23 protein-coding genes are annotated in these 26,204 nt (G+C 72.7%); 7 read left to right on the plus strand and 16 right to left on the minus strand.

The window, feature by feature from the left end; translation table 11 throughout:
• Positions 1–2: 2 nt before the first annotated feature.
• Positions 3–1,340 carry a DUF58 domain-containing protein gene (locus ABZ857_RS00685; protein WP_357035232.1) on the plus strand — a complete coding sequence of 446 codons (1,338 nt, stop codon included), beginning with the start codon at positions 3–5 and terminating at the stop codon, positions 1,338–1,340.
• 16 nt (positions 1,341–1,356) lie between these two features.
• Here ABZ857_RS00685 and ABZ857_RS00690 read toward each other — a convergent pair whose 3' ends face one another.
• On the minus strand, positions 1,357–2,349 hold the full coding sequence (locus ABZ857_RS00690; protein ID WP_357035235.1) for a stage II sporulation protein M: 993 nt from the start codon (positions 2,347–2,349) through the stop codon (positions 1,357–1,359).
• 150 nt (positions 2,350–2,499) lie between these two features.
• On the opposite strand from ABZ857_RS00690, the gene ABZ857_RS00695 reads away from it, so the two are divergent.
• Positions 2,500–3,411: an RDD family protein gene (locus tag ABZ857_RS00695; RefSeq protein WP_357035238.1), complete on the plus strand. Its 912-nt coding sequence runs from the start codon at positions 2,500–2,502 to the stop codon at positions 3,409–3,411.
• 140 nt (positions 3,412–3,551) lie between these two features.
• On the opposite strand, the gene ABZ857_RS00700 is transcribed toward ABZ857_RS00695, so the two are convergent.
• Together ABZ857_RS00700 and ABZ857_RS00705 are read right to left on the minus strand one after the other, a co-directional pair.
• Entirely contained in the window at positions 3,552–4,208 is a 657-nt protein-coding gene (locus tag ABZ857_RS00700) for a response regulator transcription factor (RefSeq protein ID WP_357035240.1), read from the minus strand.
• Positions 4,205–5,365 (minus strand): ATP-binding protein, encoded by a 1,161-nt coding sequence (locus tag ABZ857_RS00705; protein ID WP_357035243.1) that lies wholly within the window; start codon positions 5,363–5,365, stop codon positions 4,205–4,207. Before ABZ857_RS00705 ends, ABZ857_RS00700 begins: the two co-directional genes overlap by 4 nt.
• Before the next feature lie 85 nt (positions 5,366–5,450).
• Between ABZ857_RS00705 and ABZ857_RS00710 the strand changes: the two genes are divergently transcribed.
• Positions 5,451–6,929, plus strand: coding sequence for a hypothetical protein (locus ABZ857_RS00710; RefSeq protein WP_357035246.1), 1,479 nt, complete (start codon positions 5,451–5,453; stop codon positions 6,927–6,929).
• Positions 6,930–6,943: 14 nt separating this feature from the next.
• Here the strand turns inward: ABZ857_RS00710 and ABZ857_RS00715 are convergent, their stop codons facing one another.
• Together ABZ857_RS00715 and ahcY are read right to left on the minus strand one after the other, a co-directional pair.
• Entirely contained in the window at positions 6,944–8,185 is a 1,242-nt protein-coding gene (locus ABZ857_RS00715; protein ID WP_357036203.1) for an adenosylhomocysteinase, read from the minus strand.
• A 75-nt stretch (positions 8,186–8,260) separates the two neighbouring features.
• Positions 8,261–9,688 (minus strand): adenosylhomocysteinase, encoded by a 1,428-nt coding sequence (gene ahcY, locus ABZ857_RS00720; RefSeq protein ID WP_357035248.1) that lies wholly within the window; start codon positions 9,686–9,688, stop codon positions 8,261–8,263.
• A gap of 168 nt (positions 9,689–9,856) precedes the next feature.
• Here ahcY and ABZ857_RS00725 point away from each other — a divergent pair, with 168 nt between their 5' ends.
• Genes ABZ857_RS00725 through ABZ857_RS00735 form a run of 3 tightly spaced genes read left to right on the plus strand, consistent with a single transcriptional unit; the run spans position 9,857 to position 12,137 of the window.
• On the plus strand, positions 9,857–10,189 hold the full coding sequence (locus ABZ857_RS00725) for a MerR family transcriptional regulator (RefSeq protein ID WP_357035251.1): 333 nt from the start codon (positions 9,857–9,859) through the stop codon (positions 10,187–10,189).
• A 59-nt stretch (positions 10,190–10,248) separates the two neighbouring features.
• Positions 10,249–11,475 carry a histidine kinase gene (locus ABZ857_RS00730; protein ID WP_357035254.1) on the plus strand — a complete coding sequence of 409 codons (1,227 nt, stop codon included), beginning with the start codon at positions 10,249–10,251 and terminating at the stop codon, positions 11,473–11,475.
• Positions 11,472–12,137 carry a response regulator transcription factor gene (locus ABZ857_RS00735; protein ID WP_357035257.1) on the plus strand — a complete coding sequence of 222 codons (666 nt, stop codon included), beginning with the start codon at positions 11,472–11,474 and terminating at the stop codon, positions 12,135–12,137. The genes ABZ857_RS00730 and ABZ857_RS00735 overlap by 4 nt, the downstream gene beginning before the upstream one ends.
• A 10-nt stretch (positions 12,138–12,147) precedes the next feature.
• Here ABZ857_RS00735 and ABZ857_RS00740 read toward each other — a convergent pair whose 3' ends face one another.
• From ABZ857_RS00740 to ABZ857_RS00770, 7 genes are all read right to left on the minus strand, one after another.
• The gene (locus tag ABZ857_RS00740) at positions 12,148–13,533 is read right to left on the minus strand and encodes a DUF6114 domain-containing protein (protein ID WP_357035261.1); all 1,386 of its coding nucleotides are present in this window, start codon (positions 13,531–13,533) and stop codon (positions 12,148–12,150) included.
• A gap of 11 nt (positions 13,534–13,544) precedes the next feature.
• Entirely contained in the window at positions 13,545–14,138 is a 594-nt protein-coding gene (locus ABZ857_RS00745) for a DUF6230 family protein (RefSeq protein ID WP_357035264.1), read from the minus strand.
• 130 nt (positions 14,139–14,268) lie between these two features.
• On the minus strand, positions 14,269–15,210 hold the full coding sequence (locus ABZ857_RS00750) for a cation diffusion facilitator family transporter (RefSeq protein ID WP_357035267.1): 942 nt from the start codon (positions 15,208–15,210) through the stop codon (positions 14,269–14,271).
• Positions 15,211–15,258: 48 nt separating this feature from the next.
• On the minus strand, positions 15,259–16,413 hold the full coding sequence (locus ABZ857_RS00755; RefSeq protein WP_357035270.1) for an SIS domain-containing protein: 1,155 nt from the start codon (positions 16,411–16,413) through the stop codon (positions 15,259–15,261).
• Positions 16,410–16,583: a Trm112 family protein gene (locus ABZ857_RS00760; protein ID WP_357035272.1), complete on the minus strand. Its 174-nt coding sequence runs from the start codon at positions 16,581–16,583 to the stop codon at positions 16,410–16,412. Before ABZ857_RS00760 ends, ABZ857_RS00755 begins: the two co-directional genes overlap by 4 nt.
• A 4-nt stretch (positions 16,584–16,587) precedes the next feature.
• Complete coding sequence (locus ABZ857_RS00765) at positions 16,588–17,958, minus strand: phosphomannomutase/phosphoglucomutase (protein ID WP_357035275.1); 1,371 nt, start codon at positions 17,956–17,958, stop codon at positions 16,588–16,590.
• Positions 17,959–18,076: 118 nt separating this feature from the next.
• On the minus strand, positions 18,077–18,442 hold the full coding sequence (locus tag ABZ857_RS00770) for a DUF3499 domain-containing protein (RefSeq protein ID WP_357035278.1): 366 nt from the start codon (positions 18,440–18,442) through the stop codon (positions 18,077–18,079).
• A gap of 166 nt (positions 18,443–18,608) precedes the next feature.
• Between ABZ857_RS00770 and ABZ857_RS00775 the strand changes: the two genes are divergently transcribed.
• Positions 18,609–19,076, plus strand: coding sequence for a metallopeptidase family protein (locus ABZ857_RS00775; RefSeq protein ID WP_357035281.1), 468 nt, complete (start codon positions 18,609–18,611; stop codon positions 19,074–19,076).
• Between the two features lie 6 nt (positions 19,077–19,082).
• On the opposite strand, the gene ABZ857_RS00780 is transcribed toward ABZ857_RS00775, so the two are convergent.
• The 4 genes from ABZ857_RS00780 to ABZ857_RS00795 all read right to left on the minus strand — a co-directional run bounded on the left by ABZ857_RS00780 (position 19,083) and on the right by ABZ857_RS00795 (position 26,170).
• The gene (locus ABZ857_RS00780; RefSeq protein WP_357035285.1) at positions 19,083–20,537 is read right to left on the minus strand and encodes a DUF5719 family protein; all 1,455 of its coding nucleotides are present in this window, start codon (positions 20,535–20,537) and stop codon (positions 19,083–19,085) included.
• Positions 20,534–23,401 (minus strand): glycosyltransferase family 2 protein, encoded by a 2,868-nt coding sequence (locus ABZ857_RS00785; protein WP_357035288.1) that lies wholly within the window; start codon positions 23,399–23,401, stop codon positions 20,534–20,536. Before ABZ857_RS00785 ends, ABZ857_RS00780 begins: the two co-directional genes overlap by 4 nt.
• A 165-nt stretch (positions 23,402–23,566) precedes the next feature.
• Complete coding sequence (locus tag ABZ857_RS00790) at positions 23,567–23,824, minus strand: WhiB family transcriptional regulator (protein ID WP_079313297.1); 258 nt, start codon at positions 23,822–23,824, stop codon at positions 23,567–23,569.
• 192 nt (positions 23,825–24,016) lie between these two features.
• Complete coding sequence (locus ABZ857_RS00795; RefSeq protein ID WP_357035291.1) at positions 24,017–26,170, minus strand: hypothetical protein; 2,154 nt, start codon at positions 26,168–26,170, stop codon at positions 24,017–24,019.
• Positions 26,171–26,204: the final 34 nt, after the last annotated feature.

The raw sequence follows: 26,204 nt of genomic DNA on the forward strand, positions 1-26,204 counted from the left end.
TCGTGGCGCTGACCGGACGCGCGGGACTGCTCGCCGCCCTCGCCGCGGTCGTCGTGCTCCTCGCCCCCGAGCCCGGCCTGGTCGTGCTGGCCGCCGCGCTCGTGCTCGCCGTGCTCGTGACGGCCGACCTGCTGCTCGCGGGCGCCGTACGCGGGCTGCGGTTCCAGCGCGACGGCGAACGGCGGGTGCGGCTCGGGCAGTCGGCCGCGATCGGCCTCGTCGTGGACAACCCGGGCCGGCGGCGGGTCCGGGGCGTGCTGCGCGACGCCTGGCAGCCCTCGGCCGGGGCGACTCCGCGGCGGGTGACGCTCGACGTGCCGTCCCGCGAGCGGCGGCGGCTGGTCACGACCCTGACCCCCGCCCGCAGGGGCGACCGGGAGGCCGTCGCCGTGACGGTCCGCTCGGTCGGGCCGTTGGGCCTGGCGGCGCGGCAGCGGACGTTCCACGTGCCGTGGACCGTCCGGGTGCTGCCGCCGTTCCTCAGCCGCAGGCATCTGCCGTCGCGGCTGGCCCGGCTGCGCGAGCTCGACGGACGGCATCCCGCGCTGGTGCGCGGCCAGGGCACCGAGTTCGACTCGCTGCGCGAGTACGTCGTGGGCGACGACGTCCGCTCGATCGACTGGCGGGCGAGCGCCCGGCGCAGCGACGTCGTCGTGCGCACCTGGCGGCCCGAGCGCGACCGCCGCGTGCTGATCGTGCTCGACACGGGCCGCACCTCGGCGGGCCGGGTCGGCGTGGCCCCGGTCCCATCCGGCGCGCAGGGTGACGGGCCCTCCGGCTGGCCCCGGCTGGACTGGTCGATGGACGCCGCGCTGCTGCTCGCCGCGCTCGCCGCGCGGGCCGGCGACCGCGTCGACTTCCTCGCCTACGACCGGGCCGTACGGGCCCAGGTGTCCGGCGCGTCGCGGACCGAGCTGCTGTCGTCGCTGGTGGAGGTGATGGCGTCGATCGAGGCGGAGCTGGTCGAGGCCGACGCCGCCGGGATGGTGGCGGCCGTGCTGTCCAGGGCCAGGCGGCGCTGCCTGGTGGTGCTGCTGACCGACCTGAACGCGGCGGCCATGGAGGAGGGCCTGCTGCCCGTGCTGCCCAGCCTGTCGTCCCGGCACATGGTCCTGGTGGCCTCGGTCGCCGATCCCCGGGTGGCGGGCATGGCGGCCGGGCGCGGCACCGCCGAGGCCGTCTACGACGCCGCCGCGGCCGAGCGGCTGCGCGGCGAGCGGCGCGAGATCACCGCGGTGCTGCGCCGCCACGGAGTGGAGGTCGTGGACGCCCTGCCCGAGGACGTCGCCCCGGCGCTCGCCGACGCGTATCTCGCCTTGAAGGCCGCCGGCCGGCTCTGAGTCTTATGCGGTGGTCTCAGGCGGTCGGGGCGAGGTCGGGGGCGTGCTCGATGTCCCCCGTCTCGTTGGCGCGCTCCGCCCGGCGGCCGAAGACGGTCACGTACGCGAGGAAGAGCACCTCCGCGAGCGCGCCGATCGAGATGCGCGCCCAGGTCGGCAGGCCCGACGGGGTGACCCCCGCCTCGATGAGCCCGGAGACGAGCAGCACCACGACCAGGCCGAGCGCGACGCTCATCACGGCCCTGCCCTGCTCGGCCAGCGCCTCCGCGCGCCGCCTCGGGCCGGGGTCGACGACGGTCCAGCCCAGCCGCAACCCCACGGCCGCCGCCAGGAAGACCGCGGTCAGCTCCAGCATCCCGTGCGGAAGGATCATGCCCCAGAACACGTCCGCCCTGCCGTGCGAGTGCATCAGGCCGCCCAGCAGGCCCACGTTGGCCGCGTTCTGGAACAGGATCCACGGGATGGGCAGGCCGAGCAGGATCGCCGAGACCACGACCTGCACGGACAGCCAGGCGTTGTTCAGCCACACGTGACCGGCGAACGACACCGCCGGGTTCTCGGAGTAGTAGTCGGCGAAATCGTGCTCGACGATCTGCCGGATCTCCTCGGGCGTGCCGAGGAGGCTCTGCACGGCGGGATCGCGCGCCACCCACACGCCCACGACGTACGCGACCGCGAGTGAGGCCACCGTGACGCCGATCCACCACCGGCGCGCCCGGTAGGCCACCACGGGGAACGACACCGTGAAGAACCGGGCGACCTCCCGCCAGGCCGGGCTGTGCGCGCCCGTGACGGCCGAGCGCGCCCTCGCCACCAGCGACGACAGGCGTCCGACGAGAAGGGCGTCGGACGACCCCGACCGCACGATGGACAGGTGGGTCGCCGTCCGCTGGTAGAGCTCGACCAGCTCGTCGACCTCCGCGCCGCGCAGCCTGCGCTGCCGCCGCACGAGATCGTCCAACCGGTCCCAGGACGGCTTGCTCGCGGCGACGAACGCATCGATGTCCACGGACCGGACCCTATCGGCGGCAGCCGCGAGGTGCACGGCCGCGACCGAGGGAAGCACGCATCGCGCGCGCTTCGGCACGACCTCGGGGCCCGCAGGCGCCCGAGCCGCCGCGCCGGAGGCACGGCGATCAAACACAGTAGGGTGCGCAGTGTGTCCGAAGTCGTGACCGGCGAGGCGGTCGTCGTAGAGGTTCGCGTCGCCCAGCTCCCCAGCCGCGCCCTGGCCTTCCTCATCGACTGGGCCGTCCAGTGGGCCGTGATCATCCTGGCCGCCGTGCTGGTCGCGCAGGCGTCCCTGGTGACCGACGAGTCGCTGGCCACCGGTCTGCTCATCCTGTTCGTCGTGCTGGTCACGGTGGGCTACCCGGTCGCGTTCGAGACGATCAGCAGGGGCCGCTCGCTGGGCAAGCTCGCCCTCGGCCTGCGCGTGGTGAGCGACGACGGCGGGCCGGAGCGCTTCCGGCAGGCGCTGTTCCGCGGGCTCGCCGGGTTCCTGGAGTTCTGGACGTTCCTCGGCGCCCCCGCGCTCATCACGTCGCTGCTCAACCAGCGTGGTAAACGGCTCGGGGACGTGTTCGCCGGGACGACCGTCATCGGGGAGCGTTCGCCGCACCAGGCCCCGCCGCCGGAGATGCCCCCGCCGCTCGCGTCGTGGGCCGCGACGCTGGAGCTGTCCGGGCTGTCCGACGACCTGGCCAACACCGCCCGGCAGTATCTGTCCCGGTGGCAGCAGCTCAGCCCGCGGATGCGGGACGAGATGGGGCTGCGCATCGCCGGGCAGATCGGCGCGCAGGTGGCGCCGCCGCCCCCGCCCGGCGTTCCGCCGTACGCCTATCTGGCCGCCGTACTGGCCGAACGCAGGCGCCGGGAGGAGATGCGGCTCGCCCGGGCCCGCTCCACGCCCCCGCCCTACGGCCCGCAGGGGTACAGGCCGCAGGGCCCGAGCCCGCGGGAACACGGCCCGCAGGGGTACGGCGTGCCGGCGCCGCCCCCGCCGAGGGAGGCGGAACCGCCGCGTGGAGAGGCTCCGACGACATCGGGAGGATTTGTTCCGCCGGTTTAGGTGTAGACCCCGATTTGCGGGGCACTTGTGGCCATTGCAGGTCATGGGGCATACCTGCAGTGGGGTTGAGGCGGGCATCGCCGGCGCGTTGAGGGAGAGGCCGCACCGGAGATGCCCGCCTCCTTCTGTCTGTACAAGGCTCAGGCGAGCCGGTATCCCACGCCCGGTGTCGTCGTGACGACCGGTGGCTCGCCGAGCTTGCGGCGCAACCGCCCCATCGTCACGGTCACCGTGTTGGTGAACGGATCCGCGTTCTCGTCCCAAACCTGCTCCAGCAGAGCCTCGGTGCTGAGGAAGCCGGGACTCGCCCGCATCAGCGCCTCCAGCAGGGCGAACTCCTTCACGGAGAGGTTCAGCTGCCGGCCGTCGCGCACCGCGGTCCGGCGCACCGGGTCCAGCTCGATCCCGGCGGCGCGCAGGGTCCGCGGACGCGCGTTCGGCTTGCGGCGGGCCAGCGCCTGGATACGCAGGATCAACTCCGGGAAGTGGAACGGCTTGGCGAGGTAGTCGTCCGCGCCCAGGGTCAGGCCGCTGACGCGGTCGTCGGGTGTCCCGGCCGCGGTCAGCATCAGCACCATCGGGCGGTCCGGCCGCTCGGTGATCATCTGGCACAGCGTGTCGCCGTGCAGGCCGGGCAGGTCGCGGTCCAGGACCACCACGTCGTACGCCGTGAGGTCGAGTTTGGCGGTGGCGGACAGCCCGTCGTGACTGATGTCGACGGCCATCCCCTGGTCGCGCAGGCCCTCGGCGACGACCTCGGCGAGCGACCGCTCGTCCTCGACGACCAGGATCCTCACGGCCGCACCTCGGCCGGGACCGGGACGTACGGCAGCGCGATCGACACTCGCAGGCCGCCCCCCGGCCGAGCGAGCAGTTCGAGCCGCCCGCCGTGAGCCGCCGCGATCGCCGCCACGATGGACAGCCCGAGACCGGAGCCGTTCTCGGATCCGGTTCGATCCGCGCCGAGCCGCTCGAAGGGCCGCGCGAGCCGGTCCACGTCCCGCTGGTCGAGGACGCGTCCGCCGGTCTGCACGACGAGCCGGACCTCGGCGCCCTCCCGGAAGGTCTCCACCTGGATCCAGCCGTCCTCCTCGTTGTGCGCCACGGCGTTGTCGACCACGTTCTCCACCATCCGGAAGAGCAGGGCGGTATCGCCCCTGGTGAGCGTGCCGGTCCGCAGATCCTCTGTCACGCTCAGCCGTTTCGCCGCGATCCCGGCGCCGCGGTCGCTCACCGCCTGCGCGGCCAGCCTGGCCACGTCGACCTCGGCGGCGCCGAGCGTGCCGTGCTGCGCGCGGGCCAGCACGAGGAAGCCGTCGAGCAGCTGATCCACGCGGTCCAGCTGCGTACGCAGCCGGTCGCCCAGGGCGAGCGTCTGCGGCGCCACGCCGGGCTTGGCCACCGCGACGTCCAGTGACGCCCGCATGGTCGCCAACGGGGTCCGCAGCTCGTGCGAGGCGTTGGCGACGAACCGGCGCTGGGCGGCGAAGGACGCCTCCAGCCGCTCCAACAGGCCGTCGATGGTGTCGGCCAGGTCCTTCACCTCGTCCACCGGGCCACTGACGGCGAGCCGCTGGTCCAGGTTGTCGGCGGAGATACGCCGGGTCGCCGCGGTGATCACCCGCAGCGGGCGCAGCACCCGGCGGGCGAGCACCCTGCCGGCCAGCACGGAGACGACCGCCATCACCGTCAGCGCGAGCAGGGAGCCGATCAGCAGCTGCCGGGAGTGCTGCGCGTTCACCTCGGCCAGTTGCTCCCGCAGATGGCGAACCTGCTGGTGTATCCCGTCGGGGTCGCCGTCGGCGGATGGTCGCCCGCCCGCGGGGGCGCTGGAACTTCCCCCGCCGGCGAGCAGGAAGGTGAGAGCCAGCAGCCCGATTCCGGACAGGAGGAACACTCCGGCGTACAAGATCGTGAACCGGAGCCCCACGGTCCCGTTGCGCAGCCTGATCACGCCTCCAGGATGCCCGGCCGGACCTAACAACAGGGTGACAGGGGCGGTTCGGGCGGTGTTGGGCCCGCGCCCGTAGAACGACGGCATGCACACCGGAGAACTCCTTCACCGGGAATGGACGGCCTTCCGCCGTCCCGCCCGGCTGATCGCCCTGGCCACGGCGGCCCTCGTCGTGATCGCCGCCGGCCTGCTCTACGCCTTCGGAAGCCGGGTGTCCTGCCAGGGGCCCTGCCCGGCCGATCCGACCGCCGCGGACGGCTCGATCGTCAGCGACCGGTTCTGGTTCCTGCACCGTGACCTCGGCCCCGAGGGCGCCATCACCGTGCGGATGACCTCGATGACCGGCACGATCACCTATCCTCCGCCCGGCCACGACCAGATCGTCTCCGGCGTGGTGCCGTGGGCCAAGGCCGGGATCATCATCAAGGACGGCGTCCGGCAGGGCTCCTCCTACGCGGCGCTCATGATGACCGGCGGCCGCGGAGTGCGGATGCAGTACGACTACCGGCACGACATCGCCGCGAGTGAGGGCGGCCTGACGCCGCGGTTCCCGCGCTGGTTGCGCCTGACCCGGTCCGGCGACACCGTCACCGGTTCCGAGTCGGCCGACGGCCGGCGCTGGAACACCGTCGGGACGGTGAGACTGGCCGGTCTCCCGGCAACGGCGCAGGTCGGGCTGTTCGCCACATCCCCCGGCGACCTCACACTACGGAAGGTCGGACTCGGCGGAGCGGTCGAGGAGAGCCGCTTCACTCAGGCCACCGGTGTCTTCGACCACGTCGCCGTGGTGGGGGCGGCCGCCGGCGCGTGGCGCAGCGAGGCCGTCGGCGAGATGAACCACACCGACTGGGAGAAGAACCACAACCCCTCCGGCGCGGTCGAGAAGGACGGCGTCGTCACCGTGAGCGGCACCGGCGACATCGGCCCGAGCGGAAGCGAGGGCGCCGTCACCGTCGAGAGGACGCTGCCCGGTCTGGTGATCATGCTGATCATCGTCATCGTCCTGGCCTCCCGATTCGGCGCCCGGCCGGACCCGGCGGTGTCTCACCGGGCTCTGGCCGCCCGAGCCGTGGTGGTCGGCGCCGCGACCTTCGTGACCGGGCTCGCCGCCGTCGGCGTGGTCCTGCCGGTCGGCGTCGCGATCCTGAGCGGCAACGGGGTCCCCGTGCAGCCGGTTTCCCCGCTGACCGGCGGCAGGGTCGTCGTCGGGACCGCGACGGTGCTCGCCCTCTGCGCCGTCCTGGCGTATGGGCTGGGCGTCCTGCTGCGCCGCGGCTGGGCGGCCGTCATTCTCGCGCTGTCGCTCGTCGCCGTGCCCTACACGGTGACCGCGTTCCCGTTCCTGCCCGACGTCGTGTCGCAATGGCTGCTGCGGCTCACCCCGGCGGCGGGCTTCGCCGTGCAGCAGACGGCGGTGGAATATCCGCAGGTGGTCGCCCACTACGCGCCGTCCGCCGGGTATTTCCCGCTCCCCGGCTGGGCCGGCTTCGCCGTGTTGTGCGCGTACACGCTGCCGGTCATGTGGTCGGCCGTGAAGCGCGGTCAGGGCGACCAGCCGATGTGACGGCCGCGGTGGCCTCAGGACCCGAGGCGCCAGGAGTGGAGATACTCCTCCTGCTCGTCGGTGAGCGCGTCGATCGAGATCCCGGCGGCGTCGAGCTTCAGGCGGGCCACCTCGGTGTCGATGCCCGCCGGGACGTCGTACACGCCGGGCGTCAGCCGCGCCGACTCCCGGACGAGCCACGCGACGGCGAGCGCCTGGGCGGAGAACGACATGTCCATCACGGCGGCCGGGTGGCCCTCGGCGGCGGTCAGGTTCACCAGGCGCCCCTCGGCGAGCAGCAGCAGCCTGCGGCCGTCCTCCAGGACGTACTCGTCGGTGTTGGGCCGGATCCCGAAGCGCACCTCGCGCGCCATCTCCTCCAGCGCCCGTACGTCGATCTCGACGTCGAAGTGGCCCGCGTTCGCGAGGATCGCGCCGTCCTTCATGACGGCCAGGTGCTCGGCGCGGATGACGTCGCGGTTGCCGGTGACGGTCACGAACACGTCGCCGGTCTCGGCGGCCAGGCTCATCGGCCGTACGTCGTAGCCCTGCAGGGCGGCGTCGAGGGCCTTGACCGGGTCGATCTCGGTGACGATGACCCGCGCGCCGAGGCCCTTGGCCCGCTCCGCGACGCCCCGGCCGCAGAAGCCGAAGCCCGCCACGACCACGGTGCGGCCCGCCAGCAGGACGTTGGTGGCCCGCATGATGCCGTCGAGCGTCGACTGGCCGGTGCCGTAACGGTTGTCGAACATCCGCTTGGTCCGGGTGTCGTTCACCGCGACCATCGGGAAGCGCAGCGCGTTCTCCGCGGCCATCTGGCGCAGCCGGATGATCCCGGTCGTGGTCTCCTCGCAGCCGCCGATCACGCCGTCGAGGAGTTCGACCCGCTCGGTGTGCAGGGTGTTGACGAGGTCGCACCCGTCGTCGAGCACGACGTTCGGCGCGACGTCGAGCGCCTGGTGGATGTGCCGGTAGTAGGTCGCCTTGTCCACCCCGGCGCGGGCGTGCACGGTGATGCCGTACGTTCGCAGCGCCTCGGCGACGTCGTCCTGTGTCGAAAGAGGGTTGGACGCGGCCAGGGCGATCTCGGCGCCGCCCTCCCGCAGCGCCCCCATCAGCACCGCCGTCTCGGCGGTCACGTGCATGCAGGCGGCGATACGCAGGCCGTCGAGCGGCCGGTCGGCGGCGAAACCGGCGCCGACCGCCCGGAGGACCGGCATCGACCGGGCCGCCCACCCGATGCGCCGCTCTCCGGCCTCCGCGATGTCCGCCGCCATGTCCGGCTGAATCACGCCGTCTGCCTCCTGGCGAGGGGCGCGGGCCCGGCCCGCGCCCCTGTCGTGCGACCCGCCTCAGTAGCGGTAGTGGTCCGGCTTGTACGGGCCCTCGACGTCGACGCCGATGTACTCCGCCTGCTTCTTGCTGAGCTTGGTCAGCTTCACGCCGAGCGCGTCGAGGTGGAGGCGGGCGACCTTCTCGTCGAGGTGCTTGGGCAGCACGTACACGCCGGTCGGGTACTCGTCGGTCTTCGTGAACAGCTCGATCTGGGCGATGACCTGGTTGGTGAACGAGTTCGACATGACGAACGACGGGTGGCCGGTGGCGCAGCCGAGGTTCATCAGGCGGCCCTCGGCGAGCACGATGATCGAGTGCCCGTCGGGGAACACCCACTCGTCGACCTGCGGCTTGATGTTGACCTTCTTGATGCCCGGGATGCGGCCCAGGCCGGCCATGTCGATCTCGTTGTCGAAGTGGCCGATGTTGGACACGATCGCCTGGTGCTTCATCTGCGCCATGTGCTCGGCGCTGATGATGCCGTAGTTGCCGGTGCAGGTGACGAAGATGTCCGCGATGCCGACGACCTCCTCCAGGGTGGTGACCTGGAAGCCGTCCATGGCGGCCTGGAGCGCGCAGATCGGGTCGATCTCGGTGACGATGACCCGGGCGCCCTGGCCGCGCAGCGCGTCGGCGCAGCCCTTGCCGACGTCTCCGTAGCCGCAGACCACGGCGACCTTGCCGCCGATCAGCACGTCGGTGGCGCGGTTGAGGCCGTCGATCACCGAGTGGCGGCAGCCGTACTTGTTGTCGAACTTCGACTTGGTCACCGAGTCGTTGACGTTGATCGCCGGGAAGAGGAGCGTGCCGGACTTGTGCATCTCGTAGAGGCGGTGCACGCCGGTCGTGGTCTCCTCGGTGACGCCCTTGATGTCCTCGGCCACGCGGGTCCACCACTTGTCCTCGGAGACCGTACGGCGGAGCGTGTCGAGGATGACCGCCCACTCCTCGGGGTCGTCCTCACCGGCGACCGGCACGGCGCCGGCCTTCTCGAACTCAACGCCCTTGTGCACGAGCAGCGTGGCGTCGCCGCCGTCGTCCAGGATCATGTTGGGGCCGGAGCCGTCGGGCCAGCGGAGGGCCTGCTCGGTGCACCACCAGTACTCCTCCAGCGTCTCGCCCTTCCAGGCGAAGACCGGCACACCGGAGGGGTTGTCCACCGTGCCGTCCGGGCCGACGACGACCGCGGCGGCCGCGTGGTCCTGGGTGGAGAAGATGTTGCAGCTCACCCAGCGGACGTCGGCGCCGAGCGCGACCAGCGTCTCGATCAGCACGGCGGTCTGAATCGTCATGTGCAGCGAGCCCATGATCTTCGCGCCGCGCAGCGGCTGCGCCGCGGCGTACTCCTTGCGGGTCGCCATGAGGCCCGGCATCTCGTGCTCCGCGAGGCGGATCTCTTTGCGGCCGAATTCCGCAAGCGAAAGGTCGGCGACCTTGAAGTCCATGAGTGTCTCCTCCGTTGTCCGTCGGTGCGAGTTTAGGCGTCGCCGACGCACGCGCGCATACGCAGGCTCGCGAACCTGACACAAGAATGTGAGATTCGCTCGCCGACGGGTGCCGGAGGGCCGCCGGACTGTCTAGCGTGGACCCCAGGAACGGGGACCGGAGGCACGATGCGCATCACCGAGGCGGCCAGGCGGCTCGGCATGTCCCCCCGGATGCTGCGCTACCGGGAGGCCCTCGGCCTGCTGCCGCCCGTACGGGACAAGGGCGCCCATCGGCGCTTCGGGCCCGACGAGCTGGAGGCGGTGCGCCAGGCGATGGAACTGGAGCGGCGGTTCGACGTCTCGCCCGCCGAACTGGCCTTCGCGCTGCGGGCGCTGTCCGAGCCCGCGGTGGCCCAGGCCGTACGCGACCTCGGCGTGCGCATCGGGCGTATCCAGGCGCCGCGCCGGGCGCTGGACTTCGAGAAGGAGAAGGCCCTGCGCCTGCTGAGAGGTCGGTGAACCGGGAGTTCACTCCTGGGAGTGACGATCTCCCCTCCGATCGGAGTCAGACTCTCCCCGTGGACATCACTTCGAAGCTCGGAACGATGGAGCGGCGGGTGGCGGCCTTCGACGTCCGCAGAGCCCTCGACTCCCCGCTCCTCGACGTCGCCCTCGGCCTCGGCCTGTTCTTCTTCGCGCTGGTCCAGCTCGGCGCGTTCCGCGGTGACCTCGGTCCCATCGGGATGCTCGCCGTCGGGCTCGCGACGCTGCCGCACACCCTGCGCCGCCGTCATCCGGTCGAGACGGTGACCCTGACCGCCATCGGTGCGATCACCCTGCTGTTCTTCGAGCGCAGCGTCAGCGGGAACATCTTCGGCCTCGGCTATCCCGTGTACGTGTCGGGGCTGCTGTCCGCGTACACGGTCTTCCGCGTGGCCGGCCGGAGGACCGCCTGGCTCCTCGGGGCGGCCTCGTCGGCCGGAGCCTTCCTCGTCGTCTGGTACCTGGGCCCGCACCGGATCGACCTCGCCCTGGCCGGGGCGGCGCTGCCGGCCGCGACGACGCTCCTCGCCGACCTGCGGCGGAGCCGGAACGAGGTGCGCGAAGCCCGGGTGGACAACCTGGAGGCGCTGCGCGAGCAGGCGGCCATGGCGGAGCGGGCCCGCATCGCCAGGGAGATGCACGACATCGTGGCGCACTCGATCTCGATGATCGCCGTCCAGGCGGAGACCGCGCCGTACACCATCGCCGACCTGGGCGACGACGGCAGGAAGGAGTTCGCGGAGATCGCCGCGACGGCCCGCGGCACGCTCACCGAGATGCGCCGGCTCCTCGGCGTCCTGCGGGCCGACGCGCCGCCGGAGACCGCGCCGCAACCGGGCCTGGCACGGCTGCCGGAGCTGATCGAGCGGCACGGCGGCGAGGTCGACCTCGACATGGTCGGGGTCGAGCGGGAGCTCCCGCAGGCCGTGGACGTCTCGGCGTACCGGATCATCCAGGAGGCCCTGACGAACGCCAGGCAGCACGCGCCGGGCGCCCGCGTGTCGATCGAGATCGCCTACCGGCCGGCGCTGCTCGCGCTCCGCATCGCCGACGACGGGCCAGGCCCGGCTACGGCGGAGAGGACACCGGTGGAGAGGACACCGGCGGAGCAGACACCGGCGGGAAAGGCGTCCGGCGACGCGAACGGCGGACACGGGCTGATCGGCATGCGCGAGCGCGCCACGGCCCTGGGCGGGTGGTTCGTCGCCGGGCCGGGCCCGGACGGCGGCTTCCTCATCCGGGCGGGGCTGCCAACCGAATGATCAGAGTGCTCGTGGCCGACGACCAGCCGGTGGTGCTCAGGGGGTTCGCCGCCGTGCTGGCCGCCCAGCCGGACATCGAGGTCGTCGGCGCCGCCGCCGACGGCCGGGAGGCCGTACGGCTGGCCCGGGCCGAGCGGCCGGACGTCGCCGTGCTCGACATCCGGATGCCGCTGCTCAACGGCATCGAGGCCGCCCGGGCCGTCACCGAGATCGGCGTCAAGGCTCTGATGATCACTACCTTCGACCTGGACGAGTACGTCTACCAGGCGCTCCTCGCGGGGGCGAGCGGCTTCCTGTTGAAGGACGTCCGGGCCGGGGAACTGGCCGAATCCGTACGGGTCATCGCTCGCGGTGACGCCCTGCTCGCCCCCAAGGTCACCCGGCGGATCATCGCGGAGTTCACCCGGCGGCGGGCCGCCGAGCCCCCGCCGGCCGGACCGCGACAGGCGCGGGCGCCGCTGACCGCGCGCGAGTCCGAGGTGCTGCGGCTCATCGCCCGGGGGCTGTCCAACGCCGAGATCGCGGCGGTCCTGGTGGTGACAGAACACACGGTGAAAACACATGTCGCCCGGCTGCTCGCGAAGCTCGGCCTGCGCGATCGCACCCAGGCCGTCGTCCACGCCTACGAGACCGGGCTCGTACGGCCCGGGGACCTCGTCTGATCGCGGACGGTCAGGCGCCGACCACGAGGTGCAGGTCGTCCGCGCGCAGGGAGTCGGCCGTGACGTACGGCTGCTCGCTGACGATGTCGGTCATGGTCAGCGGGACGTTCAGCGACGGCACCAGTTTGAGCGCCCTGACCAGGAGGTTCGGGTGGTCCGCCGTGAACTCCTGGGGCACGCCGAGGAGCTTGGCGGTCATCCTCGTCGTGCAGATCACCACGTTGCCCTCGAAGGTGAACGTGCTGCCGGTCAGCGTCGTCGAGCCCATGGTCTGCTGGGGCTGCTCCAGCACCGCCTTGTCCATGGTGAAGCGGAGCATCTTGACCGTGCCGGTCGCGGTGGGCATCGTGACCACGCCGGTGAACTTCATCCCGGTCATGGTCAGCGAGGGCGCGCGGACGGCGGCCGTCTCGGTCGCGACCGTCACCGAGCCCGGGGCGCCGCCGCCGGGCGTGGAAGAGTCCCCCGGCTCGTCCTCGCCCGGGGACGGTGAGGGACTCTTCCTGCCGGTGAGTGACCCCACGGCGCCCTGCAGGTCCGTGGGCAGGTCGGTGGGCAGGTCCGTGGGCAGGCCCGAAGGGACCGCGCTGGGCAGGACGCCGTGGAGAACGTCGGACAGGCCGCCGGGAACGGCGCTCGGGACGACACCGGGCAGGAGTGAGCCGCCCTGCCCGCCCGGTCCGGGGTCCTCGCGCGCCGCGCCCGTCCCGGCCGCCAGGATGACGGGCAGCACGGCGATGGCCAGCGCCCTGGTCGCCGGACCCGGGCCGGCGTCTCCGCGCCCGCCGCCGTCCGGGCGGACGCCCCCGTCGTCGCGGCCCTCACCGGAGCCCTCACCGGAGTCCTCGGGGCCGTCGCCGGGGTCTTCCGAGGCGGGAACGGGGTCGCGGCGGACGCGGGCGACCAGGACGCGCGGGCCTTCGTCCGCGGGTTCGGCGGGCTGCTGCGGCCGGGTGGCCTCCAGGCGCTCGTCGCCGCTGACCACCCGGCGCTCGGTGATGGTGATTCCCCCTTCCGACAGCACGGGCGGCGCGGCGGGCTCGATCGGCGCCGTGCCGGCCTCGGTGCTCTCCGCGGGCGCCCAGGCGACCGACAGCGCGCCTCCGACCAGGCCGAGCAGCATGCCGATCAGGAAGCCGCCCAGGTTGGCGTAGACGAACGACGCGATCGAGACCAGTACGGCGACCACACCGAGGAAGGCCCGCTGGCCGGGCTGGAGCCAGACCATCAGACCCAGGATGATCAGCACCAGCGCGATCAGGTAGGTGGCGCCGACCGTGCCCGACTGGATGACGAGCGGCAGGGCCTGGGTCGCGAACGGGATGCTCAGCAGTTCCAGGCCGGCCGCCAGCACCAGCAGGCCGCCCCAGAACGGCCGCGACCGCCGCCATTTCACCGGCCGCTCCATCAGAAGCACTCGTGCTCGCCCGGCTCCACGGCCAGCTTCAGCCCCGGCAGCTTGAAGGTCGCCGCGTTGACCGCCCAGGAGGTCTGCCGGAAGTCCTTGATGGTGACCCCGGAGGCCTGCTGGCCGAACATGCCCGCCGCGCCCTGGCCGTCCGGCAACTGGTCGAGGGAGCCGGCGTCGCGGCCCGCCTCCAGCTTCGTGAAGACCGCGTTGCCCTCGATCTGGGTGGCGTCGACGATCATGTTCTCGGCGGTCACCGGGTCCTTGCCCGCGCCGGCGGTGATCCGGATGGTCACGGCGCCGACGGGCGACTTCACCAGGACCGTCTGGCACATGTTGGTCAGGGTGGCCTTCCTGATGCCGGAGACGGCGACCGGGATCTTCTGGCCCTTCTTGTTCTCGACCACGCTGCCGTACTGCACGAAGCCCTGGCCCTGCAGCGTGTCGGCGGACACCTTGAACGTGTCACCCGAGACCACGAAGGACGCGCCGATCGCCCCCTCGGCGGTCGCGCCGACCAGCACGGAGGCGACCGCGAGCGCGGGCACGAAGACGAGCGCGAATCGTTTCCACCGCACGCGTCCCTGAATCATGAGTCACCTCCGGGGGTAACCAGCCGTAATGTAAAGGTAAAGTTACCGACCGGTACCATCATCGCTGAAGTGACTCTGCATCACATTTCAATTACGGTGCGCAGTGAAAAACGGCTCCCCGTAACGGGGGTTATGCGCCCGTGCGCTGCCCCGAGGCGGCGTCCGCCCGGTAGAGGTCCGGCTCCAGGTAGATCACCCGGGCCATCGGAACCGCTTCGCGGATGCGCCGTTCGGCCTCGTCGATGCCTCGCGCCACCTCGCCGGCGGTGTCGTCGTGCTCCACCGCGATCTTGGCGGCGACCAGCAGCTCCTCCGGGCCGAGGTGCAGGGTGCGCAGGTGGATGACCCGGCTGACCTCCGGGGCGGCCTCCAGAGCGGCGCAGATCTTGTCCTCCATCTCGGGCGTCGCGCTCTCGCCGATCAGCAGCGACTTGGTCTCGGCCGCCAGGATGACGGCGATGACCGCGAGCAGCAGGCCGATGGCGAGGCTGCCCACGCCGTCCCACGCACCGTTGCCGGTGACCGCGGCCATCGTCACGCCGAACAGCGCGAAGATCAGGCCGATCAGCGCGCCGAAGTCCTCCAGCAGCACCACCGGCAGCTCGGGGGCCTTCGCCCGGCGGATGAACGCCACCCAGGAGTGGTCGCCCTTGAGCGCGCTCGACTCCTTGATCGCCGTACGGAAGGAAAGACCCTCGGCGACGATCGCGAAGACCAGCACCGCGAAGGCCCAGATCGGCGACTCCACGGGCTGCGGGTCGGCGATCTTGTGCCAGCCCTCGTACAGGGAGAACAGGGCGCCGATCGTGAACAGGACGACGGCGACGACGAAGGCGTAGAAGTAGCGCTCCCGCCCGTAACCGAAGGGGTGCTTGCGGGTCCTCCGCTTGGCGGCGCGCTTGCCGCCGAGTATCAGCAGCGCCTGGTTGCCGGAGTCGGCCACGGAGTGGACCGACTCGGCGAGCATCGACGACGACCCGGTGAACAGGAACGCCACGAACTTCGCCACGGCGATCGCCAGGTTGGCGCCGAGCGCCGCGAGGATCGCCTTGGTACCGCCACCCGCACTCACGTTGAACTCCTCAGTTCGATCGGCCGAAGCGATCCTATTGGGAAACTCCTATTGGGAAATCCTGGCCTGGAGTTCCGTCGCCGCCGCGGCCGACGCCGGGTCGATCCCGTACCCGAGGGCGAGGTAGACACTCGCGTAGTCGCACAGGCCGACCAGGGCGGCGAGCCGGTCCAGCGGGTGCACGCCCTCGGCCAGGATCTCGGACACCGGAACCCCCCGGTCCTCGGCCAGCCGTACGGCGGCCGTGCGGGACCTGGTCACCTGCGGGTGCTCCTCCACGTCACGCAGCAGGAACAGGCGCAGGCGCGCGCCCTCCCCCGGCTCGTCGGCGAACGGGTCGGCGAAGACGTCCCGCCCGGCGAGGGGGCCGTCGAACGTCACGATCTGGTTGTGCGCGGCCTCGGGCAGCTCCCCCCAGACCGCCGGGTAGCCCGCGTCCTCGCTCAGCCGGGCGGCCAGCCGGTGGGCCGCCACCGAGGCCAGCGGCGAGGTGCCCCAGATGACCGGAAGCGTCCCGGCCAGTTCCATCGCCAGCGTCTTGCCGGGATTGATGAACGACTCGCTCGACGGGCGGCACCGATGGGCCAGGTCCTCCAGCCGCTTGGCCACCGCCTCGAACTCGCTCTCCCCTGCCGAGACCAGCCCGAGCGCGGCCGCCGCCAGGATCGGCGGCACCACGAGCGACCACAGCGTGGCCCTCGGCTGCCCGGCCACCCCGGTCGCCCCGCCCACCGGCACGTACGGGCCGCCCGCCCGCGCGACCAGGGCGGACAGCGGCGTGTCGGGGGCGCCGACGCCGGCGAGCGCGCACCCGCGCCGCAGGGCCTCGGCGGTCACGGCGACGGTCTCCTCGGTCCTGCCGGAGCGGGAGACCGCGATGACGAGATCGGCGGCGCCGGCCCAGCCGGGCAGCCGGTGGCCGCGCACCGTCACCACCGGGACCGGGGCGCCGTACCGGCACAGCGCCTCGAGCACGTCACCCGCCAGGGCCGAGGCGCCCATGCCCGCCACGACGATCGCCCGGGGGCGACCGTCCCTGCCGACGCGGGCCACGCCGCTCTCCATCGCCGATCGGTACGCCGCCCGCACCTGGGCGGCCGACGACGCGACGGAGCGGAGCATGCCGGAGGGGTCGCCCTCCACCAGGTACGCCTGGTCGCCGAGCCGGTCGGGCTCGAACCGGGCCCCTCCGGCAGTGCTCATGCCTTGCGGGCCTCGTCCACGAGGAGCACCGGGATGTCGTCACGCACGGGGTAGACCAGCCCGCACGACTCCGAGGTGCAGGCCAGCTCGTCCGTGTCGGGCACGGCGCGGAGCGGGGACTTGCACGCGGGGCAGGCGAGGATGTCCAGCAGCCAGTCGTCGATCTTCAACTCGTCAGCTCCTTACCACGGCGAGCACTTCGTCCCGGACTGCGGCGACCTTCTCCTCGTCGGCGGCCTCCGCGTTGAGCCGCAGCAGCGGCTCGGTGTTGGACGGACGCAGGTTGAACCACCAGTCCGGGCCGCTGACGGTGAGCCCGTCCAGCTCGTCGAAGGTAACACCCTCGCGGCCCGCGAAGGTCTCACGTACCCGGGCCAGGGCGCCGGCCTGGTCCTCGACCCTGCTGTTGATCTCCCCGGACGCGGCGTAACGCGAGTACCGGGACAGCACCTCCGACAGCGGCCGGTCCTGCTCGCCCAGCGCGGCGAGCACGTGCAGTGCGGCCAGCATGCCCGAATCGGCGAACCAGAAGTCGCGGAAGTAGTAGTGGGCCGAGTGCTCGCCGCCGAAGACGGCGCCGGTGCGGGCCATCTCCGCCTTGATGAACGAGTGGCCGACGCGGGTGCGCACGGGCTTGCCGCCGTGCTCGGTGACGATCTCCGGCACGCCCTTGGAAGTGATCAGGTTGTGGATGATCGCGGCGCCGGGGTTCTTGGCCAGCTCCCGCACCGCGACCAGCGCCGTGATGGTGGACGGCGGGACCGACTCGCCCCGCTCGTCGATGACCCAGCACCGGTCGGCGTCGCCGTCGAAGGCGATGCCGAGGTCCGCGCCCTGCGAGACGACCGCCTTCTGCAGGTCGCGCAGGTTCTCCGGCTCGATCGGGTTGGCCTCGTGGTTGGGAAAGCTGCCGTCGAGCTCGAAGTAGAGCGGGGTCAGCTCGATCGGCAGGCCCTTGAAGACCTCCGGGACGGTGTAGCCGCCCATGCCGTTGCCGGCGTCCACGACCACCTTCAGCGGCCGGATGCCCGACAGGTCGACCAGCGTCTTCAAGTGGGCGGCGTAGCCCTCCAGCAGGTTCCGCTCGGTCACCGTGCCCTTGCCGGGCTCTCCGCCCAGGCCCGAGCCACCCAGTCCCGAGCCGAGCAGTTCGGCGGCGCGGTCGCGGATCTCCAGCAGGCCGGTTTCCGTGCCCACCGGCACGGCGCCCGCCCGGCACATCTTCATGCCGTTGTACTTGGCCGGGTTGTGGCTCGCGGTGAACATGACGCCCGGCAGGTTCAGGCTGCCGCTGGCGTAGTAGAGCATGTCGGTCGAGCCGAGCCCGGCGTTGATCACGTCGGCGCCCCGGGAGGTCGCACCCCGCGCGAACGCCGCGGCCAGCGGGCCGGACGAGGTGCGCATGTCGTGCGCCATCACCACCGAGGACGCACCGGTCAGCTCGACGAAGGCCGCACCGACGGCCTGTGCGATCTCCTCGTCGAGCTCGTCCGGCACCACGCCGCGCACGTCGTACGCCTTGAAGATCCTGCTGAGGTCGGCCACTGCACGCCCCTAAAAGTCGTTAAGTCTTCGCACCTGAGCCTATAGCGCCCGATTGCCCCCAGAATGAGCCCTCCAACGCGCCGCGTGCGATCTCATCGCGGGGTGTCATGGCGGGGTGTCATCGCTCCCTGTTGGGCTGGGCGGACTTGAGCACCCGCAGATGGCCCCGGCGGCCCACCTCGACCGCCTGGCCGACGGGCTCGCCGGCGGCGGGAGCGGGGCGCCCGGCCTCGCGGACCGCGTTCGCCAGGGCCTCCAGGTCGTCCCCGCTCGGGGCGACGGACTCGGACGGGAGGCGCACGACCTCCCACCCCCTGGGCGCGGTGAGCCGTTCCGCGTGCTCCGCGCACAGGTCGTAACAGTGTGGCTCGACGTACGTCGCCAGGGGGCCGAGTACGGCGGTCGAGTCGGCGTAGACATACGTGAGTGTGAAGACGGCAGGCTGCCTGCAGGCGGTACGGGAACAGCTGCGGACGGGGCTCACGGAGGGACCGTATCCGGTCCGCGTTCACATTGCCACCACCCCGCCGCTCTTATTGAACGTGTCGCCACAATTCAGCGATCTCTGAAGTCGACATGACGTTGGTGGGCAAAGCGGACACGCCCCGCCGGATCCACCGCACCGGCGGGGAGCGCTCTAAGCTGGCTGCGTGAGCGATCGGAGCGGTGACAGGCCGGATCGAGGGCGGCGGGTGCGCCGGCGTGACCGGCACGGCCGCGGCATGCGCGGCCCCCTCGCGCCCTCGCACGTGCCCATCGCCAAGTCCCGCGGCGAGCGGTTCGACGACCTGGTGCTCGACGCGGTCGACCGGCTCAAGCCTCGGTGGGGCACCCAGCTCGCGTCGGTCGAGTTCGCGGTCGAGGAGGTGCCGCCGGCCGCGGAGCTGGTGGACGGGCCCGCCCGGCTGTCCTCCGACCCGATCCCGCTGGGACGGGCGGAGTCGGCCTCGGGGGACGACCCCGCCTCCGTCGTGCTGTACCGCCGCCCGCTCGAGGCCAGGGCCCGTGACCGCGACCAGCTCGGCACGCTGGTCCTGGACGTGGTCGTCGAGCAGGTGGCCAGCCTGCTCGGCCTCACGCCGGAGACGATCGACCCCGGCTACGACGACCGGCACTGACACTCCCTAGGGCAGCACGGCGCCCGGGGAGTCGACGGTCGGGGGCACCAGTGCCCAGGTCCTGGCCAAGGCCAGTGGCTGCGCGGTGACCATCTGGCCGTCCTTGGCCGCCTCGTCGAGGACGCGCCCGCCGTACACGGGGCCCGAGCCCGGCATCGGGCGGACGACGACGCTGAAGCCGCCCTTGCTTCCCTTCGGCGGCGCGAGCCTGATCTCCTTGGTGCGGCCGGCGGGCAGCTTCACCTCGACCGGGGCCGGCGCCTCACCCTTCGAAGGCAGCAGCCGGACCTCCACGGCGGCCGCCGCGAAGGGCGCCGACAGCACCAGCCAGGAGGTCTGCTTGCCTTCCGCCCGGCCGTCCGCGACGACGCTGCCGAGGTCGACGGAGGCGGCCCCGGCCGTGAAGGCGACGTCCTGCCTGGCCCCCGTTCCGGTGATCTTCAGGCCCGCCACGATCGGGACGTCGGACTCCAGCACCAGCGCGGCCGGCTGCCCGCCGATCCCGGTGGACAGGTCGAGCGAGGCCGCCGAACCGGCCGGCACCTCGATCGTCTCCTTGTTCTTCAGCGCGTAGGAGCCGTCCTCCAGCACCGCCCTGATCCGCACGACCGTGTCCCGCTCCCCCGGCGTGGCGACGTACAGCTCCCGCTGCCCGGCGGTGCCGGGGATGCCGGGGACGACGACCCGGGTGGCGGGGGCGGCGGCGACGGGCAGCCAGTCGACGCCCCTCCCCTCGCCCAGCACGGCCTTCACCGCGGCGGCCACCCGGCCGCTGCGGGTGCTCACCTGCAGGGCCATGATCAGCGGGGAGGGCGCGAGGTCGCGCAGCCTGATCACGCGGTGCTGGCCGGGCTTGACGACGACGCCGTTGCCACGCTCGCTCAGCACGGGGCCTTCGCCGGAGTAGACCATGAACGAGACGTTGGCCGGGGCCGAGTCGGGGTTGGCGAGGTAGAGCGTCATCTCCGCCGCGGCGGGCCCGGGCCCGACGAACCAGCTCTCGGCGCCCGGCTCGACGCAACGCACCCCGGCGAGCCCCCGCTGGGTGCCCGACGTCTCCCTGGCGGTCTGGGCGCTCTCCAGCCCGGCGGCCATCGAACCGGTGGCGTCGACCACCAGAGGGCCGCCCCCGGCGGCGATCTCGCGCTGCCAGAGCAGGCCCGGCCGGTCGATCACGTCGTCCTTGCCGCCGCCCTTCTCCTCCGGAGCCTTGATCGCCGACAGGGTGGCGCTTCCCTGCCCCTGGTTCTGCTGCTGTTCGGTGGGAGTGACCACGCTCACCCGGCTGCCGGACGGCGCGGGGCACACGGCGGTCACCGACTCCACCGGCGCCTTGACGGCCTGCGGGCGCACCTGCGCGGCCGGCGCGGGCCGGCTGACGAAGGCCACGCCGTACAACGCGCCCAGCGCGACCAGCACCAGGGCGAGCAGGCCGAAGCGGTTCTCGATCAGTCTCCTCACGCGGGCACCCGATCTTCCTTCGCTCGGCGGCGGCCCCGCGGCCCTTCCTCGACGGGCGCGTCGGCGTAGTCGCCCTCCGGCTCCTTCGTACGGGCCCCGGGCGAGGCCAGGATCAGCACGAGCACGAGCAGCGCGCCCTGGGCCCACAGCCAGCCCCGATGCAGCGCGCCCGCGGTCGCCGGCGGCGGGGGCACCGTCACCTGACCGGCCACGCGCCACAGACCGCCCGTCTCCGAGAGGCTCACCCTGGCCAGGGCGGGCTGCGAGTCGAGCGCGCGTTGCAGGGCGGGGTCGACGGGGCCAGGCACGGTCACGAAGCGGACCCCGGACGACGCGAGCGTCTGGACGTACGTGCTGCCCCGGCCCGAGGCGAGCCCGGCGACCGCTGTCGTGAAGCGGTCGCTCGCCTCCCGGGGCGATTCCAGGTCGGACTCGCCGATCAGCGGGCCCCGTCCGCGCATCAGCGCGTAGCCGACCCTGCCGTCCCTGGGACGCAGCAGGAGCGTGCCCTCGCCGGGCGCCGACTGGAGCGCGGCGAGCACCGGCACCGGGTCGCTCAGGTCGCCGCGCAGCGGACCGTCCGCGCCTCTGGTCACCCACAGCGTGGCGGCGGCGAGCGGGGTCGCGAAGGCGACCACGACGATCAGCATCGCGCCCAGGCGGCGCAGCCCGCCCGCGGCGCGGAACTCGGCGATCCGGTGCGCCTGGTGCCCCGCGGCCACCAGCAGGCCCGTCGCCGCGAACGCGAGCGGCACCCCCGGCCAGGCCGCGCCGCCGATCCGGCTGACCACGATCGCCACCAGCAGCCCGAAGAGCATGACACCCCAGCCGATCGCGACGACCATCTGGTGACGCCGCAACAGCAGCGCGGCCAGCGCGACCGCGATCAGGCCCGCCGTCGCCCACACGGGCGGCACCCCCGGCCCGCCGGGGCTCAGCATGAGCAGGGAGTCGGCGCCGAGGCGGACGTCGGTGAGGCGCCCGTCGTGCAGGGCGGACTCGTGCAGGCCGGACTCGAGCAGGATCCGTCCCGGCTCCCTGGCGATCTGCACCAGCCACGGGAACAGCAGGACGACCGGGGTGCCGAGGCCGATCACGAGCGACCGCCTGACGCCCCTGCGGATGCCGCCGAACGACACCGCGGCGAGCCCACCGAGGATCGCCACCAGCACGTACACGAGCGGGACGAAGGCCGTGCCCACGGTCAGCAGCAGGCCGAAGCCCCAGGCCGCCCGCCGCGATCCGGCGATCACCCGCGTGGCGAGCGCCGCGTAGACGGGCAGCAGCACGATCACGATCGCGGTGCCGAGCCGCCCGCCCGCCACCGCGCCGGTCGTGACCGGCAGCAGGGCGTAGGTGGCGGCCAGCCAGACCCGCGCGGGCGTGTACGAGATCATCCGCTTGGTCGCCGCGTACGCCGAGATCCCGGCCAGCGGCACGCAGCCGAGCAGCACCACGGCCACGGCCAGCCACGTCTTGCCCAACGCGACCGCCGACAGCCCGGCCAGCACGGCGACGTACGGCGGGGCCCAGGTCTGCGAGCCGAGCCCGGCGGCGTGGTGGTCCTCGACGTAGAGCCGCCACAGGTCGGACGCGCCCCCGGTGACCGGCACCAGCGCGCCGCCTCCCAGGAGTCCTCCATCGGACAGGAGCCCGGGCAGCAGCGCCCGTTCGGCGGCCAGTGTGATCGCCGCCAGGATCAGGCAGAGCACCACGCCGGGGCTGCTGAACACCCGCTGGACGCCGCCCGAGTCGGTCAGCAGTTCGTCGCCGTCGTCCTCCTGGGCGCGGTCCGCGCCCGCGTGGTGACGGCCCGCCGAGTCCACCGGACCGGCTCCGGCGAGGAAGCCCTGCACCATGTCGGCCAGCCGCCGCAGCGCGGCGCCCGGCGGGGTGAGCTTGCGCCGGATCGCGGGCCAGCCCTGCTTCCTGCCCTTCTTCCTGGCCTTGCGGGCCCGCCGCAGGCGCATCGGGTGGCCGATGACCGAGGCGAGCGCGGCCAGTTCGTCGAGCGCGTTGGCCGGCTGCTTGGCCAGCAGGAACAGCAGGGCCCGCAGCGCGGACCCGAGGACGTTGCGCAGCACCGACCGCACGAGCGCGCCGAACGGCAGGTTCGCCATCAGGACGAACAGGCCGTTGCGCCGGTCGAGCCTGCGCGGGTGCTCCTCACTGGTGGCGATCCTGCGGCGCCGCCGCGCCGACGCCTCGGCGTGCCAGGCCACCGCGTCGCTCACGTTGAGCACGCGGTGCCCGGCCGTACGGGCCCGCCAGCACAGGTCGAGGTCGTCGCGGAACAGCGGCAGCGCGGTGTCGAGGCCGGACAGCTCGTCCCAGACGTCCCTGCGGATGAGCATGCCCGCCGTGGAGACCGACAGGACGTCGGCGATCCCGTCGTGCTGGCCCTGGTCGTACTCCCTCGGCTCCAGGCCGGTGTCGCGCCGCCCCGACCTGCTGACGGTCACGCCCATCTCCAGCAGCACCCGCCGGTCGAGCCAGTCGCGCAGCTTGGGGCCGAGTATGGCGGCCTTGGGGTCCTGCTCGGCGGCCCACAGCAGGGCCCGCAGCGCGTTCGCGTCGGGCGCGCAGTCGTCGTGGAGCAGCCAGACCCATTCCTGGCCGGGCGCGGGCGGCAGCCGCCGCAGCACCTCGTGGACGGCCTCGCCGAACCCGGTGGACCGGGGCAGGGACAGCACGTTGCCCGCGCCGAACGCCTCGGCCAGCAGCTTCCCGCTGCCGTCACGGCTGCCGTTGTCGACGCCGACGACACGGTCGAGAGGCCGGGTCTGGCGCAGCACCGCCGCCAGCGTCTCCTTGAGCCAGCGGGCGCCGTCGTGAGCGACGACGATCGCGGTCACCGAGTGCACGTCGAGTCCTAGGGGGGTCGTACGGCTGAGCGCCGACCACGATACGGCAACCCGGACTCACCCGATCACATCCAGGCGAAACAGGATGTCAGTAGCAACCCGGACACGAGCCAGACATGAGTGCGGGGCCGCACGCCGAGCGCACGGCCCCGCCGACGTCACCGCCTAGACGGCCTGGCGCTTGATCTTGCGCCTTTCCCGCTCGGACAGGCCGCCCCAGATGCCGAAACGCTCATCATGCTGAAGCGCGTATTCAAGGCACTCCGCGCGCACCTCGCAGGAACGGCACACCTTCTTGGCTTCCCTGGTGGAGCCGCCCTTTTCAGGAAAGAACGCTTCAGGGTCGGTCTGCGCACACAAAGCGCGCTCCTGCCACCCAAGATCTTCACCATCGAGCGCCTGTGCCATGACCAGATCGGTCATTGCACACCTCCCTGTCGCTCGCCCGCCCACATGGAGCCCCCCATAAAAACGCCTGCCCTATACCCACCCTTGGGAAGGCGTAACAACATGTCTGTAATTACACGCGCGTGGCGCGTGTGGCGTCAAGCGGCATAACGATACCCGGGGAAAGACCTGCTCGCCCCGGTTCGTACGCCCCGATCTACGGTCCTATCAGCGTTCGGAACCATACCAAGGGAGGTTGGGGTCGGTTCTGCGGCCTGTCTGATCAGGGGCGGAACCTTCCTCATACTTTGCCTGCGACCGGTCCGGCGTGTAGATGGCCGTCGGATCGAGCGGCTCCTCCCTGCGCAGCGGGTCGCTGAGCGGGTCTCCCGTGTAGGTGGAGGGGTCGAAGCGGACCGTCATCTGGTCGGCGACGGCGGGAGCCGGGGGCTGGAACGGCGCGGGCTCGGACTGGGGGTGGCCGAGCGGGTTGTCGTAGTACTCCGGCAGGTCCTGCGGGCCGGTGGGGTGGTCCGGCAGGGCGCCCTTCCGGTAGCTCTGCGCCTGCTGGTAGGCCTGCGCGAGCTGCTGCTCCCTCGGGTCGGCCGGGCCCTCGTACGCGGGGGGAGCGTCGAAGGCCGGGCCACCGGCCGCGTGCTCGGGGGCCTGGCGGGCGAACGCCTGGCCCGAGTATCCGGAGAACGGCGCCCCCTGTCCGTACGACTGGTCCTGCTCGTACGGCCTGGCCTCGGGGGCGCGGCCCGCCGTGGGGTCGTAAGAAGGCTGGTCGTAAGAAGGCTGCTCGTAAGAGGACTGGTCGTAGGAGGGCTGGCCGTAACCGCGGGGGTCCTGGGCGCCGGGGCCGCCGGGCGCGGCGGGGGGAGCACTCGGGAACTGCCCGTAGCCGCCGGAGTCCGTCTGCTGGCCCGCGTAGCCGTACTGGTCGAACACCGGGCCCTGCGGCGGCGGGGAGTAGTCGGACCGCTGCGGCGCCGCCGCCTCGGGCTGCGCGCCGTACCCGCCGGTGGCGGGCCGCTCCTGCTGGTAGCCCTGCGCGCCGTAGTCGGCGTAGTGCGCGCCGGTCTGGACGTCGTGCAGCGACGGCCGGGGCTGCTGCGCCTGTCCGTGACCCGGGCCCTGGGCGGGAGCCGGGGCGCCGGGCTGCCCGAACGGCGGGGGCTGCGGGGCGGTCGGAGCGGGGCTGTAGGAGGGCTGCGGCTCGTATTCCTGGCCGTAGACGTCCTGGGGCCGCTCCTGGCCGAAGGCGCCCTGGCCCCGCTGCTCCTGGCCGTACTGGTCCTGGGGGTACTGGTCCTGCGTGTACTGGTCCTGGCCGTATTGGTCCTGGGCGTATTGGTCCTGGGCGTACTGGTCGGCGTACTGCTGGTGCTCGGCGTACCGGTGCTCGGCGGGCGGCAGCTGGGGGTGGGCCGGCGCCGGCGCGCTCTGCCCGTACGCGGGCCCCTGCGGCTGGCCCTGCGGCTGACTCTGGGGCTGGCCCTGGTGGGGGGCGTCGTACTGGCCGGAGTGCGGGACGTTCTGGGGCATGTTCTGCGGCATGTTCTGGGGGCCGCTGTGCTGGCCCTGGCCCGGAACCGCGTGCTGGCCGCTGGGGGCGGCGGCGAGCGGAGCGGCGTGCGGGGCGCCCTGGGGGCCGTTCTGCCCGGGCAGCGGATTGTTCTGGGGGTCTCCGGGGGCGGGGTGGCCGAACTGCTGCTGGCCGGGGCCCTGCTGACCGGGGCCCTGCTGACCGGGACCCTGCTGACCGGGCACCGCACCGGGGTTGGGGGTGTGGGCCGGTGCGCCCACGCCCTGGGCCTCGCCGTACCCCTGCGGGACCTGCTGCCCATGTGGTCCCTGGGGGGCCTGCGGCAGCGCCGGAGCGTACGACTGGGGCGGGTAGGCGTCCTCGCGCCTGCCGAAGTAGTCGCCCACCGGTTCCCTGGCGGGCTGGAGCGCCGATGCCGTGCTCAGCGAAAACAGCGCGCCGAAGACGGCGAGCGCGATCATCGGCAGTCCGGTGATCAGGTATTCGAACCGGTCGCGGAACGTGGCCAGGTCGCCCACGAGCACGCCCAGCACAGCGATCACGGCGAAGACGATGCCGAGACCGAGCGACCCGGCCGCGCCGAGCGCCACGAGGCGAGCCCGGGGGGTGGGCGCGCCGGCCTTGGCGACGAGCAGTACGGCGCCGGCGGCGAGCGCGGTCGAGACCGGGGACACGAGGGGGGCCAGGCTCGCCGCCGCGCGGATGCCGAACGTGCTGCTCAGCGAGGAGCCGATCAGCATGCGCGCGATGGTCACGAGGACGGTGGTGATCACCACCGCGAGCATCGTCCACGCGGCCGGCTCGCGGAGCCGGCCGGTATCGACCTTGAGCACGACTACCCCCATCGGTCCAAACGGCACTCGGGGA

Source organism: Microbispora sp. NPDC046933 (assembly GCF_040644635.1).
Classification (GTDB): domain Bacteria; phylum Actinomycetota; class Actinomycetes; order Streptosporangiales; family Streptosporangiaceae; genus Microbispora.